At 66.6% G+C, this 13,345-nt stretch carries 13 protein-coding genes and 1 other RNA gene; 6 read left to right on the plus strand and 8 right to left on the minus strand.

Annotated elements, in window-relative coordinates; translation table 11 throughout:
* Nucleotides 1-111 precede the first annotated feature (111 nt).
* The 3 genes from DOM45_RS14160 to DOM45_RS14170 all read right to left on the minus strand — a co-directional run bounded on the left by DOM45_RS14160 (nucleotide 112) and on the right by DOM45_RS14170 (nucleotide 1,854).
* Nucleotides 112-837, minus strand: coding sequence for a 16S rRNA (uracil(1498)-N(3))-methyltransferase (locus DOM45_RS14160; protein WP_110601542.1), 726 nt, complete (start codon nucleotides 835-837; stop codon nucleotides 112-114).
* A gap of 9 nt (nucleotides 838-846) precedes the next feature.
* Entirely contained in the window at nucleotides 847-1,332 is a 486-nt protein-coding gene (gene secB, locus DOM45_RS14165) for a protein-export chaperone SecB (protein ID WP_110601544.1), read from the minus strand.
* A gap of 99 nt (nucleotides 1,333-1,431) precedes the next feature.
* Entirely contained in the window at nucleotides 1,432-1,854 is a 423-nt protein-coding gene (locus tag DOM45_RS14170; RefSeq protein WP_110601545.1) for a rhodanese-like domain-containing protein, read from the minus strand.
* Between the two features lie 366 nt (nucleotides 1,855-2,220).
* Between DOM45_RS14170 and gpmI the strand changes: the two genes are divergently transcribed.
* From gpmI to DOM45_RS14185, 3 genes are all read left to right on the plus strand, one after another.
* Nucleotides 2,221-3,795 (plus strand): 2,3-bisphosphoglycerate-independent phosphoglycerate mutase, encoded by a 1,575-nt coding sequence (gpmI, locus tag DOM45_RS14175; RefSeq protein WP_110601547.1) that lies wholly within the window; start codon nucleotides 2,221-2,223, stop codon nucleotides 3,793-3,795.
* Nucleotides 3,796-3,840: 45 nt separating this feature from the next.
* Nucleotides 3,841-5,019: a murein hydrolase activator EnvC family protein gene (locus tag DOM45_RS14180; protein WP_240612400.1), complete on the plus strand. Its 1,179-nt coding sequence runs from the start codon at nucleotides 3,841-3,843 to the stop codon at nucleotides 5,017-5,019.
* 136 nt (nucleotides 5,020-5,155) lie between these two features.
* Nucleotides 5,156-6,559 (plus strand): S41 family peptidase, encoded by a 1,404-nt coding sequence (locus DOM45_RS14185; RefSeq protein WP_110601548.1) that lies wholly within the window; start codon nucleotides 5,156-5,158, stop codon nucleotides 6,557-6,559.
* Between the two features lie 63 nt (nucleotides 6,560-6,622).
* On the opposite strand, the gene DOM45_RS20505 is transcribed toward DOM45_RS14185, so the two are convergent.
* The 5 genes from DOM45_RS20505 to DOM45_RS14205 form a co-directional block, all read right to left on the minus strand.
* Nucleotides 6,623-6,940 (minus strand): DUF4440 domain-containing protein, encoded by a 318-nt coding sequence (locus DOM45_RS20505; RefSeq protein ID WP_425353337.1) that lies wholly within the window; start codon nucleotides 6,938-6,940, stop codon nucleotides 6,623-6,625.
* 76 nt (nucleotides 6,941-7,016) lie between these two features.
* Nucleotides 7,017-8,291 (minus strand): FAD-dependent oxidoreductase, encoded by a 1,275-nt coding sequence (locus DOM45_RS14190; RefSeq protein WP_110601550.1) that lies wholly within the window; start codon nucleotides 8,289-8,291, stop codon nucleotides 7,017-7,019.
* 79 nt (nucleotides 8,292-8,370) lie between these two features.
* Nucleotides 8,371-9,612, minus strand: a complete 1,242-nt coding sequence (ubiH, locus tag DOM45_RS14195) for a 2-octaprenyl-6-methoxyphenyl hydroxylase (protein WP_110601552.1) — start codon at nucleotides 9,610-9,612, stop codon at nucleotides 8,371-8,373.
* Nucleotides 9,613-9,729: 117 nt separating this feature from the next.
* On the minus strand, nucleotides 9,730-11,067 hold the full coding sequence (pepP, locus tag DOM45_RS14200) for a Xaa-Pro aminopeptidase (protein WP_110601553.1): 1,338 nt from the start codon (nucleotides 11,065-11,067) through the stop codon (nucleotides 9,730-9,732).
* Nucleotides 11,068-11,151: 84 nt separating this feature from the next.
* Nucleotides 11,152-11,769: a UPF0149 family protein gene (locus DOM45_RS14205; protein WP_110601555.1), complete on the minus strand. Its 618-nt coding sequence runs from the start codon at nucleotides 11,767-11,769 to the stop codon at nucleotides 11,152-11,154.
* Nucleotides 11,770-12,018: 249 nt separating this feature from the next.
* Here DOM45_RS14205 and DOM45_RS14210 point away from each other — a divergent pair, with 249 nt between their 5' ends.
* The 3 genes from DOM45_RS14210 (at nucleotide 12,019) to DOM45_RS14220 (ending at nucleotide 13,269) form a co-directional block, all read left to right on the plus strand.
* Nucleotides 12,019-12,333, plus strand: coding sequence for a cell division protein ZapA (locus tag DOM45_RS14210; RefSeq protein ID WP_110601556.1), 315 nt, complete (start codon nucleotides 12,019-12,021; stop codon nucleotides 12,331-12,333).
* Nucleotides 12,334-12,400: 67 nt separating this feature from the next.
* A non-coding RNA gene (gene ssrS, locus DOM45_RS14215) (6S RNA) lies at nucleotides 12,401-12,585 on the plus strand.
* A 3-nt stretch (nucleotides 12,586-12,588) separates the two neighbouring features.
* Nucleotides 12,589-13,269 (plus strand): 5-formyltetrahydrofolate cyclo-ligase, encoded by a 681-nt coding sequence (locus DOM45_RS14220; protein ID WP_240612401.1) that lies wholly within the window; start codon nucleotides 12,589-12,591, stop codon nucleotides 13,267-13,269.
* Nucleotides 13,270-13,345: the final 76 nt, after the last annotated feature.

Here is a 13,345-nt window from a genome sequence, read left to right on the forward strand (position 1 = left end):
AGCTGTCAGCGATTGAATGTCAAAACACCCCGCCAACCGGATCTTCGGCTGGCGGGGTGTTTTTGTTGGCCGGCATCCGGTGCCAGACCGCGCGACGCACCTGGCCTGCGGCTAAAGATCCCCGTAGTGGTGCTGCAGCAGCGCCAGCGCCACCACCGGCGCCGTCTCGGTACGCAAAATGCGCGGCCCGAGGGTGAGCGGTTGGAAGCCGGCGCGGCGGGCGGCATCGACTTCGGTGGCGCTGAGCCCACCTTCGGGGCCGATCAGCAGCGCGGCAGCGTCGACCGCATCCGCCGGCCGCCAGCTATCGTCGGTGGCGGGATGCAGCACCAGACGCAGCGCTTCGTCACGCTCGCCGAGCCACTCCGCCAGCGTCCGTGGGGGGTGAACTTGCGGTACCGTCGCCCGCCCGCACTGCTCGCAGGCGCTGATCGCCACGCCCTGCCAGTGCGCCAGTTTCTTCGCCTCGCGATCGCCCTTGAGCCGCACATCGCCATGCTCGACATAGAGCGGCGTGATCGCGGCCACGCCCAGTTCCACGGACTTCTGGATCGCATAGTCCATGCGATCGCCCTTGGAGATCGCCTGCCCGAGATGAACCCGCAGCAATGATTCCGTCGCGATCTCCGTCACCGCCTCGATCCGGGCGACGACCCGCTTGCGACCCACCTCGATCAGCCGCGCCTGCGCCTCGCGACCCTCGCCATCGAACAGGATCAACGGCGCGTCCTGGCGAAGCCGTAATACCAGCGCGACGTGACGCGCCGGCCCCTCGGGCAGAACGACATCGCCGCCAGCGATCAGGCTGGCGGCGACATGGATGCGTGGCTTGGCCATGACCCGGGCTTACTGGGTGGTTTCGCTGGCCTGGGCGGTGCGCTGCTTCTTCTGGGCGTACATCGCCTCGAAGTTCACCGGCGCCAGCATCAGCGGAGGGAAGCTGCCACGGCCGACCAGGCTGTCGATGCACTCCCGGGCGTAGGGGAACAGGACGTTGGGACAGAAGGCGCCCAGCGTGTGGTCCAGCTGGTCGCCGGCCAGGCCGGCAATGCGGAACAGACCGGCCTGCTCGACCTCGACCAGAAACGCCGTGGCGCCATCCTCGTTGTTCGAGACCTGAGCGGTCACCTTGACCACGACCTCATAGAGGTCCTCACCCACCGACTGACTGGTGGTATCGAGATCCAGACCGACCTTGGGCTTGAACGGCTGCTGAAAGACGCTCGGCGCGTTGGGCGACTCGAACGAGATGTCCTTGACGTAAATGCGCTGCAGGGAGAATTGCAGCTGCGGCTTTTCCTGGGAACCCTGCTGATTGTTGTCTTCCGCCATGATGCGTTTCCTTTACGTACGTTCCTGAATGACTGGCCATGCCGACCGGCCGGCGTGCCGGGCAGCATGGCGATGGCGATTCGGCGAGCGGGGCCCGGCTCAGCGGCGCACCACCGGCAGGCTGTCGGCCTGCCACTGTGCCATGCCGCCCTTGAGCTTGTAGACCCGGGTGAAGCCAGCCTGAGTGAGTTCGGTGACGGCGGCACCGGCAGACTGCCCCTGCTTGCAGACCACGATGACCGGCGTCTCCTTGTACTTCTCGAGCTGCGTCAGACGCTCCTTGAGCCGGGACTGCGGAATGTTCTTGGCACCGGCGATATGCCCGGCCTTGAACTCGCTGCTCTCACGGATATCGATCACCACACCGTCTTCACGGTTGATCAGCGAGGTGGTCTCGGTGGTGGAAACACCGGAGGCACCGCCACGCTTGGCCTCGAACGCCAGCCACGCGAGCAGGACGACCAGAAAGGCGCTGACCAGCAGCGGATGGTTTTCGACGAATTCGAACAACTGATCGATCATGGGTCTGCCGACACTCTAAATCTGGGGCCAATGGGATCGCGAAACGCCTTCACGGCGTGCGACTCCGCCCTTGGCGCGTCTGCGTCAAACCGCGTCTTGCACCTCGGCGTGGAAGCCTTCGTGGCTCGGGACGCGAACGGCTGAAAATCCTGGCCCGCTAGCGGGCGCCGGCCATTATACACGAGGGCGTCGGTGAAACGAGGCAAGCGCAAGGCAGACGGCTGACCCGACTCGCCCGGTGCGCTATCCTTTGAGGCCTTCGTTCCAAAACGACGAATTCCAGAACGGCAGGTTCCAGCATCTCCGGTGCCGAACGATAGGTTTCGACACGACTCACGCCGCCCATCCGATTTTTCGAGGCTTGTCATGGCAGATACTTCCCGCACTCCGCGTCCCGTCGCACTGTTGATTCTCGATGGCTACGGCCAGAACGACGACAGCGCCAACAACGCCGTCGCCGCCGCCGATACCCCGGTGATGGATCGCCTCAAGCGCGACTATCCCAACACCTTGATCCACACCGATGGCAACTACGTCGGTCTGCCCGAAGGCCAGATGGGCAACTCCGAAGTCGGCCACATGAACATCGGTGCCGGCCGGATCGTCTACCAGGATTTCACCCGCATCACCAAGGCGATCGCCGACGACGAACTGAAGACCATCGAACCGCTCACCGCACCGATCGACGACGCGGTCGCCAACGACAAGGCCGTCCACCTGATGGGCCTGCTCTCTCCCGGCGGCGTCCATAGCCACGAAGATCATCTGCTGGCCGTGGCCGCCCTGGCCGCCGAACGCGGCGCCAAGCGAATCTATCTCCACGCCTTCACCGACGGTCGCGATACCGCGCCGAAAAGCGCCGGCGCCTCGATCGAGCGCGCCAACGCCCGCCTGGCCGAGCTGGTCGGTGCCGACAACGGCTTCGTCGCCTCGATCGTCGGCCGCTACTTCGCGATGGATCGCGACAATCGCTGGGACCGTGTCGAGAAGGCCTATCGGGTGGTGCGTTTCGGCGAGGGCGAGCACGTTGCCGACAGTGCCGAAGCCGCCCTGGCAGCGGCCTACGAACGCGGCGAGACCGACGAGTTCGTCGCCGCCACGGCGGTGCGGCCGAGCGGCGACAAGATCGCCATGGCCGATGGCGACGCGGCGCTGTTCCTCAACTTCCGCGCCGATCGCGCCCGCGAGCTGACCCGCGCTTTCGTCAATCCGGACTTCGACGGCTTCGACCGGGGGGAAAGGGTCAAGCTGGCCGGCAAGGGGCTGGTGATGCTGACCCAGTATGCCGACGACATCGACACGCCGGTCGCCTTCCCGCCGCGAGACCTGGTCAATACCTTGGGCGAGGTGGCGGAGAGCCACGGTCTCACCCAGCTGCGCATCGCCGAAACGGAGAAGTACGCCCACGTGACGTTCTTCTTCTCCGGCGGTCGCGAGGCGAAGTTCGACGGCGAGGATCGTGCCCTGATCCAGTCGCCCAAGGACGTCAAGACCTACGACGAGAAGCCGGAGATGAGTGCCTTCGAACTCACCGACACGCTGGTCGAGGCGATCGAGGGCGGCAAGTACGACCTGATCATCTGCAACTACGCCAACGGCGACATGGTGGGGCATACCGGTGACCTGGGCGCCGCCACCAAGGCGATCGAGGCCGTCGACACCTGCCTGGGCCGCGTCGTCGAGGCGATCGAGAAAGCGGGCGGCGAATGCCTGGTCACGGCCGATCACGGCAATGCCGAGATGATGGTCGACCCCGAGACCGGCAATCCGCACACCTCCCACACCACGTTCATGGTGCCGCTGGTCTACGTCTGCCGCGACAAGGCCGCCAGGCTCAAGTCGGATGGTCGGCTTTGCGACCTGGCGCCGACGCTGCTGCACATGCTGCGCCAGCCGGCTCCCGAAGAGATGACGGGTGACGTGCTGATCGATGATGCGTAACGCAGGCTCGTCTCAGACCATCGTCCATGCCAGGGTTCGCCCGACGTGAGACCCAGCGAGGACACCCTCTCCTGTCGGCGCGGGCAACGCAGAATCGGGCTCTCTCTCCTGCTGGCCGGCAGCTTGCTGCTGGCCGGCTCCGTCTTCGGCCAGGCCAACCCCCAGGAGGCCCGTGCGCGACTGGACAGCCTGGCGACCGATATCCAGGCGCTGCAGGGCAAGCTGGAAAATACCCAGGCCGCTCGCGGCGACGCCCAGGATGACCTGAAGCAGGTGGAGACGGCGATCGGCCAGACCCACCAGCGTCTCGACGCGCTGCAGGCGGAGCGACGGCAACTGGACGACGAGGTCGCCGATCTCGAACGGCGTCGCCAGGGCCTGGCCGCCGATCGCCAGCGGCAGCGCGAGGCGCTGGCGCGGCAGTTCGATGCGCTCTATCGCCTCGGCACCACGCCGCAGCTCAAGCTGCTGCTCAATCAGGACGATCCGGCCGAGGTCGATCGACTCCAGCACTATCTCAATGCGCTGTCGTCGGCACGCCGGGAGCGCCTCGACCAGCTCCGGGAGATCAATCGTCAACTGGACGACAACCTGGCGGAGATCGATCAGCGGCGCTCACGCCTGGATGACGTCCAGGCCGATCTCGAACAGCAGCAGCAGCGCCTGGCGAAGAACCTGAAGGAGCGTCAGGCCCTGGTGGCCAAGCTGAACGGCCGCTACGACAGCGAGCAGGCTCGTCTCGAGGATCTCAACCAGGATCGTGCCCACGTCGAACGCCTGCTGGACCGGATGCAGAAAGAGCTCGCCAACCTGAAGAAGCCGCCCCCTTCGACCGATATCCGTCAGACCAGAGGCGGCCTGCCATGGCCCGTCCAGGGAGCGATGCTGTCGAGTTACGGTAGCGGCGAGGGCGTCAATCGCAACGGCATTCTGATCGGGGCGCCCACGGGGACGGCAGTCAAGGCCGTGCATGCCGGCCGGGTGGTCTTCGCCAACTGGATGCGCGGCTTCGGCAACCTGCTGATCCTCGACCATGGCGACGGCATTCTCACGCTCTATGCCCATCTCCAGCAGATCGACGTCGATCCCGGGCAGCAGGTCTCCAACCGGCAGACGGTCGGGGCAGTCGGCGATACCGGCGGTCAATCGAGGCCGGCACTCTATTTCGAGGTGCGTCAGAACGGCAATCCGATCAATCCCGGCAACTGGATTGCCAAACGCTGATCGGCAAGCTGGATCATCGGCCCGACGAAACGCTATGCTGGGTTATCAAACGCCGTTCCTTCACGGATATCGGTATCGCCAGACGCCTCGGGTATCGGCGCCAGCGAATCCACCCAGCTCGAGTCGCGGAGACCGCATGAATTCAAGCCGCCTGAAGCCAGGGCCTGCCCGCGCGGATCTTCTCGCCCGGAGAGCCGCCTTCGTTCCCACGCTGGGCGCCGCGCTGATACTGATCCTGGGTCTGGCCCCGGTCGCCCAGGCCCAGCAGGACAGTACCGCCGGCGCTCCCACCCAGGCCGAGCAGGATGCCGCCAACGGCTTGCCGGTGGAGGACGTCCAGACCTTCGCCGAGGTCTTCGAGCGCATCAAGCGGACCTATGTGGAGCAGGTCGACGACAAGACCCTGCTGCGCAACGCCATGCGAGGCATGCTCAGTCAGCTCGACCCCCACTCCGAATATCTCGACGCCGATGCCTTCCAGAACCTGCGCGAGACCACCGAGGGCGAATTCAGCGGCGTCGGCATCGAGATCGGCCTGCGTGACGACCAGCTCACCGTCATCGCGCCCATCGACGACACCCCGGCCGCCCGTGCCGGCATTCAGCCGGGCGACCGCATCGTGGCCATCGACGGCACGCCGACCAGCAATCTGAGCCTGCAGGAAGCCGTGGACCTGATGCGCGGCGAGGCCGGTACCGATATCGAGCTGTTGCTGCTGCGGGACGGCGAACAGGAGCCCCGCAACCTGACGCTGACCCGCGAGTCGATCCAGTCCGAGAGCGTCTCCAGCCGCCTGCTGGAACCCGGCTACGGCTATCTGCGGATCAGCCAGTTCCAGAGCCGGACCGGCCAGCAGACACATGACGCGCTGGAGTCGTTGCTGAAACCGGGGCCGCTGAAGGGGCTGGTGCTCGACCTGCGCAACAACCCCGGCGGCGTGCTCTCCAGCGCCGTCGACGTGGCCGACCAGTTCCTCTCCAGCGGCCTGGTGGTCTACACCAAGGGCCGGCTGGTCGATGACGACATGCGCTTTACCGCCCACGCCGATACGACCGCTCCCGACGTGCCACTGGTGGTGCTGATCAACGGGGGCAGCGCCTCCGCCGCCGAGATCGTCGCCGGGGCGCTGCAGGATCAAGGACGTGGCGTGCTGATGGGCACGCGCAGCTTCGGCAAGGGTTCGGTGCAGCAGGTGATGCCGCTGGGCAACGGCGACGGGCTCAAGCTCACCACGGCGCGCTACTACACCCCCAGCGGGCGCTCGATCCAGGCCGAGGGCATCGCACCCGACGTCCGCGTGGTCAGCGGCCGCCTGGAGGTCGAGGAGAACAGCAGCTTCCAGCTTCGCGAGTCCAACCTGCGCGGGCACCTGTTGAACGGCAATCCCGACCAGGCGGCGGACAACCCCGACACCCCGGTCGCGGCCAACGACTACCAGTTGGGGGAGGCGCTGAACCTGCTCAAGGCGCTCAACGTGGTGCAGCGACCCAAGGCGGCGTCAGGTGTCGCTACCCAGGGAAGCGCCGAGCCCGCTCCCTGACAAACCGCAAGCCGGCATCGATCGGATGAGAACCGCGAGACGGCTGCCCAGAAGGCAGCCGTTTCACGGTGAGGGGCCGATGGGCGCTCCCTGATGGAATCGCAACTGCCAGCCATGTGGCGTCAACCACCACAACGAGCAGCGTCTGGCCCAGCGCTCGCACGACCCATCGGCACGAAGATTGGCGGAACGATAGAAAAGCAGCGCGGATTCTGCCGAAAGACGCAGACAATAATCTCCTTCTGCATGGATTCTGATATCCAGGCTCGCCTGCTCCTCGCACGCTGATTTGAGCACGTCGTCACGCGTGTCATGCTGCCCGGAGCGACCCACTTCATGAAAATCAGGGTGCAGATACTGGCAATGGCCCTCGGCGAGCATCTGACGATTGACTGATGCAACCTTCTCTCTCGCGCAGCGAGAACTGTCAGAAGTGTCGAATCCTCAGGCCAGTCTCTCATCGACACCGCTCGGGAAGATCGCCGTACTCCCCCAGCGCCTGACGTATCAGCAGCCGCTTCACCGGCATGAGGCGGTTCACGCCGGAGAGCCCCCAGTTGCGGGCGAGCCGAAGCGCCGGTTGCCGGCTGCCGAACAACCGCTGGAAGCCCTGCATGGCAGCGAGCATGGCCGCGTTCTCGTTGCGGCGGCGGCGCTCGTAGCGAACCAGGATGCGCCGATCCCCCGGCGGCGCACCGCGCCGTCTGGCACGCACCCACTCCTCGGCGAGCACGGCGGCATCCATCAATCCGAGATTGACGCCCTGCCCCGCCAGCGGATGCAGGCTGTGGGCGGCATCGCCGATCAGCGCCAAGCCGTCGTCGACATAACGCTGCGCATGGCGCTGGGTGATCGGGAAGTGCGGCGCGGCATCGATGACCTCGACGTCGCCCAGCCGCTCCCCCAACCCGCGGGCGAGTTCGATGCCCAGTTGCGCTCGCCCCTCGTCGGTGGCGGCCAGTGCCGTCAACCGCCGGGCCTCGCCGGGGGTGGTCGACCAGACGATCGAGCAGTGATCGTCCCGCCCGTCGACGGTCAACGGCAGGAAGGCCAACGGACCGGTGGCGAGAAAAGCTTGGCGTGCAACGGCGCCATGGCCGACAGCGGTGCGCACGGTGGTCACCACGGCAGCCTGGCCGGTCTCGCGTTCGCCGACCGGGATACCGGCCATCGCCCGCAGCGGGGAGTTGGCGCCGTCGGCACCGACGATCAGCGGTGCCCGCCGCTGGGTGCCGTCGTCCAGGATGATCACGGCGTCACTGGCATGGCGGGTGCCGGGGCGAGCCGCACTCTCTCGGCGTTCGTAGCCGGTCACTCGAACCTCGTGCAGCCACTCGACGTTGGGTAGCGACTGCAGGCGTCGGGCCAGTCCGGCCAGCAGCAGGTCGTTCTCGACGATATGTCCCAGCGCATCGACACCGACCTCGTCGGCATCGAAATCGATCTCACCGCTACCCTCGGCATCCCAGACCTGCATGCCCCGGTAGGCCGACACCCGGCGGGAGGCGATCCAGGGCCAGACGTCCAGGGCCATCAGCAGACGCTGCGAGGCCGCCGTCAATGCACTGACGCGAAGCGCCGGTTTGCCCTGCCCCAGGCGCGCATCGCCTGCGGGCGCCGGGGCCGCATCGACCACGGCCACCTGCCAGCCGGCTTCGCCCAGCAGCAGGGCCAGCGTGGAGCCGACGACCCCGCCGCCGACGATGATGACATCACTCTCGCTCTGGTCCATTACTACGCGTACTCCTTGTCTCGTCGCATGCCGCATCACCTGCCCGCCCGATCACGCCCAGGCTCGTCCACCGGCGGCGCTAGCGCTCGATGCCCATTGCGTGTCTCGCCAGGGTCCGGCGCAACGGCCCCAGCGCGTTGAGGCCGACCAATCCGGCGGCACGAGCCGGCCCCAACGCGGCATGATCGATGCCGAACAGCCGGATCAGCCCGTCGCTGAAGCGCACGATCCGATGCGTGTCCGCCGTTCGTCTCGCCTCGAAGCTCGCCAGCGTTCGGGGGTCGCCAGCGGCGACGCCCTCCGCCCGCGCCGCACCGATGGCACCGGCCAGATCCATCACCCCACGCAGGGCCAGGTTGAAACCCTGCCCGGCAACCGGATGCAGAGCGTGCGCCGCGTTGCCCAGTATGGCCAGATGCGGGCGAACCGTCTCCCGCGCCGTGATCAGCGACAGCGGATAGGTGTGCCGCTGCCCCACCCGTCGAAAGCGGCCCGCCCGATCGCCGAAGGCCTGCTGCAGGCGCTCCAGAAAGGCGCCGTCGGAGAGCGCCAGGGTCTCGTCGAAGGCGCCCTGGCGGTGGGTCCAGACCAGCTCCATCCGGCGTCCGTCGAGCGGCAGCAGGGCCATCGGTCCTTCGCGGGTGAAGCGTTCGAAGGCCCAGCCGCCGTGGGCACGGCTGACCTCGACGTTGGCGATCAGCGCGGTCTGCTCGTAGGGGTGATGATCGCTCTCGATACCGAGACGCTCCTTGAAACCGGCTCGCCCACCGTCGGCCAGTACGGTCAGGCCGGCGTGAATGACCTCGCCGCTGTCCAGCGCGAGCCGATACCCCCCGCTCTCGGGCTCCAGCGATTCGACGCGTGCCGGACAGCGCCAGTCGATGGGCAGCGACTCGAGGCGAGCATGCAGCGCTCGCCCCATCCAGACGTTGGGGATGACATAGCCCAGCGCCTCGACGCCCAGCTCGGAGGCGTGCAGCCGGGTCGCGCCCAGCCGGCCACGCTCGCTGACATGGATATGGCGGATCGCGGAGGCCTCCGCCGCCATCGCCGACCACACGCCGAGCCGCTCGAAGTGGCGTCGCGAGCCGTAGGCAATGGCGCTGGCCCGGGCGTCGAAGCTGGGTTGATACGTGCTCGCCTCGACGCTGCTGGGCAGCGGCCGAGGCTCGATGATGGCAACGCGCAGGGGCGCCCGCTCATCGCCAAGCTCGCGCTCCGCCGCGATGGCCTCGCCCAGGGCGCAGGCGAGACTGGCGCCTACCAGGCCACCGCCGATGATGGCCACGTCGACCGTGGTGGATTGCCGTGTCTGAGACATCTGCACCAGCCACTCCCTTACGATTGAAAATTCAGAAGCCAGTTTCCACGCACCCTACACTGCCATTACATCGGTTACGTAATTTTCCGGCTCGATTCAGGGTCGATCAAAAAACGATCAACTCCGCCCCTGCATCAGCGCCTCGATATCCTCCGGCGCCTTGGGTACGTCCGAGGTCAGGACCTCGCGGCCGGACTCAGTGACCACGACATCGTCCTCGATGCGAATCCCGATGCCGCGATAGGCCGACGGCACGTCTTCGGCATCCGGGATATAGAGCCCGGGCTCGATCGTCAACACCATGCCCGGCTCGAGCCGGCGGGGTTCGCCATCGACCCGATAACTGCCGACGTCGTGGACATCCAGGCCGAGCCAGTGCGAGGTCGAGTGCAGATAGAAGCGGCGGAAGCGCTGGGACTCGATGTTCTCTTCCAGCTCACCTTCCAGCAGGCCGAGCTCGATCAGGCCCGCGGTCAGATCGCGCACCACGCCCTGGTGAATGGCCTCCAGCGTGACGCCGGGTTCCACCGCGGCGACGGCGCGCTCTTCCGCCGCCAGCACGACGTCGTACAACGCCCGCTGAGCGTCGCTGAAACGGCCGTTGATCGGAAAGGTACGGGTGATGTCGCCGGCGTAGAGGTCGAACTCGCCACCCGCGTCGATCAGTACCAGCTCGCCATCCTTCAGCGGCGCGGCATTCTCGATATAGTGCAGCACACAGGCGTTGGCTCCGCCGCCGACGATGGTGCCGTAGGCGGGCGAGCGCGCACCGTGCCAGAGGAACTCGTGCTCGAGCTCGGCCTGCAGCTGGTATTCGAAGCGCCCGGGGCGGCTCGCCTGCATGGCGCGGCGGTGCGCCAGCGCGCTGATCTGCGCGGCGTGTCGCATCAGCGCCAGCTCGGCCTCGCTCTTGGTCAGGCGAAGTTCGTGGATCAAGGCACTGACGTCGGCAAACCGGGTGGGGGCGACGGCACCCCGTCGCGCCCGGGCGCTCAGCTGTCCGCGCACGCCCTCGGCGATGCTCATGGCGGCGGTGTCGGACAGTGGCAGGTAGAGGGTTTGGCGACCATCCAGCAGTTCGGTCAGGTCGTGGCGCTGGGTGTTATCGAACGCCTCGTCCATACCGTAATCGCGCACGGCCCCTTCGGGGCCGATACGAATGCCGGTCCAGGCCTCCTTCTCGGGGTCCTTCTCCTGACAGTAGAGGATAGTCTCGCCGGCTTCCCGGCCGGGCAGCAGCACCAGCAGCGCGTCGGGTTCGGGAAAACCGCACAGATAGTGGAAATCGCTGTTCTGGCGGAACGCGTACTCGCTGTCGTGATTGCGCGTCCTGAGCGCGGCACCCGGCAACAGCACGGCGCTGTGTTCCGGCAATTCGGCCATCAGGCGCTCGCGACGGGCCGCGAACTCCTCTGGCGAGATGGGGGCGGGACGCGGCAACGGCTCGGGTCGCATGTCTCTCTCCTTGAGCGAAGCGCCCCGGGATTCGCCGGGACGCCTGGAATATCGTCGATCACGCGCCTCGCGGCGCGGGCGGACTCAATGCAGCGCTGGCGGTGTCTCGTCCTCGCCGCCGGCGGTTTCGCCACTCTCGTTCTCCACCTGCTCCACCTGGGGTTCTCCAGGGTGCTGTTCGGTGTAGAGCAGCATCGCCGCCATCCGGGCATGTTCGGTCAGCGCGAAGAGATCGTTCTCGTTTTCGGGGTCGTCGGCGATATCGATATCGATCGCCGACAGCTGGCCGAGATCCTCCAGCGCCTCTTTCAGCGGCGAGGACCAGTTCTCGTAGGTTTCGCCATCCACTTCGTTGACGACCTCGAGAAAGCCCTGGGTCCACTCCTTGAGCCCCTGGGCGCGCTCGGAGAGCGAAAACAGCTCGTCCGGCAGCAGCGGCTCGAAGTTGAGCTCGGCGGCGGAGAGCGCGTCCAGTGTCTGGCGGCGCCAGCCCAGCAGCACGTCCGCATCCTCGCGGTTTTCCGGCTGTTCCACGTTGAGCGACAGGCAGACTTCCTCCAGCCACCCCTCGGCACTCAGATCGTGCAAACCGAGCTCGGCGCACAGTCGGCCGTCGAGAAACGCTGGCGACTGCATGCTGCCATGGGCCAGAAAGACATTGGCGACGGTGGAAAAGTCGAGCTGGTCGTTGATGATCGACATGTCGGCATCCATGATTGGGTGATCGCAAGAGCCGGCGGGCGCGTGGCGCCGGCGCGGCGGCGCGTTGACCGCCAATAACCGGCTCTCTATAGTGATTCCTCAATCGCGGCGGCACGCTCCCCGGGCCTTCGACCCCGCCCGGCGCAGCCGGTCACCGACCGCAGGCAGGGTAACGAATCCGGACGCGCTCGGCGCGAATGCCTGCCATCTTACCGCATCGATCTTCACCGCCCACCCCGGAGCGACAACATGAGCGACACGTCTCGCCCGACGACCGAAGTCACCCTGCTGGGCAAACCCTACGTGATCGCCTGCCCGCCCGAGGAGCAGGATCAGTTGAAGCGTTCCGCCCGCTACCTGGATCGCGCCATGCACGGCATCCATTCGCGAGGCAAGGTGCTGGGCGCCGAAAAGATCGCGATCATGGCCGCCCTCAATATCACCCACGAGCTGCTGACGGCGCTGGACTCGCATCGCGCCGGCGAGCAGAGCCTGAGTGATCTGAGCGAGAGGCTGGAACGTGCGCTGGCCAAGGCGGGAGAACCCGGCCGACAGGCACCGTGATGTCGAAAGCGCCATCGGTATCGTAATCCGCCATTGGGCAACGGAAGCCGCTCTGCTACGATGGTGGGGTTTCCTGGAGTGTGCGCCAGTCATTACAAGTCCCTCGAGCCTATGCGCAGTACCCAGGGGGCCAATTGCTAGGCAGGCCCGTGTGCATGTCCGCGCGTCGGAAAGCCTGAAGGCCTGCCTGCGGCCACCCACCTTGAACCAATAGGTTCAGGGCCAGAATGACAGCGGCACTCTGGGGAACTCTTCTTGTCGTTCAATAATCCCATCGCCATGATCAACCCTGACGCTGCCCAGGCTGCCACGACCCTGTCGTCGGCCGTCGATGGTCGTCTCGATCGGCGCGAGCTTCGACGTGAGCTGCGTCGCCGCCGTCGCGCACTGACTCCGGATCAACGACGCCGGGCCTCCCGCGAGCTATGCCGTCGCCTCAGGTGCCTGCCCGAACTGCAGCGCGCCCGCCGCGTGGCGCTCTATCTGCCCAACGATGGCGAGATCGATCCGCGCCCGCTGATCGACTGGTTCACCGCCCGTCGCGCCCATGTCTATCTCCCGGTATTACGCCCCCTGGTCGAGAACCGGCTGTGGTTCGTGCGTTATCGCGCCGGCACCCGGATGACCCGCAACCGCTTCGGTATCGCCGAGCCGGACACCCGCTTCGGCGCTCATCGCGCCAACCGTTTGCCCGCCTGGGCGCTGGATACCGTGCTGCTGCCACTGGTGGGGTTCGACGACGACGGGCAGCGAATCGGCATGGGCGGTGGATTCTACGATCGCACGTTCGCCTTTGCCCGACGCCAGCGCCCCAGGCCTCGGCTGATCGGGCTCGCCCACGACTGCCAACGGGTCGACTCGCTGCCCGTCGAGGGCTGGGACGTGCCGCTGGACGCCATCGTCAGCGACCGGCGCATCGTCCGACCCGATCGCTGAAGCGCGAGGCCGGCCGACACCGAACGGCTGCAACGAAAACGGCCGGCAGCGTTTCCGCTACCGGCCGTTTCGAGCC

The organism is Salinicola lusitanus (genome assembly GCF_003206045.1).
Lineage (GTDB): Bacteria > Pseudomonadota > Gammaproteobacteria > Pseudomonadales > Halomonadaceae > Salinicola > Salinicola lusitanus.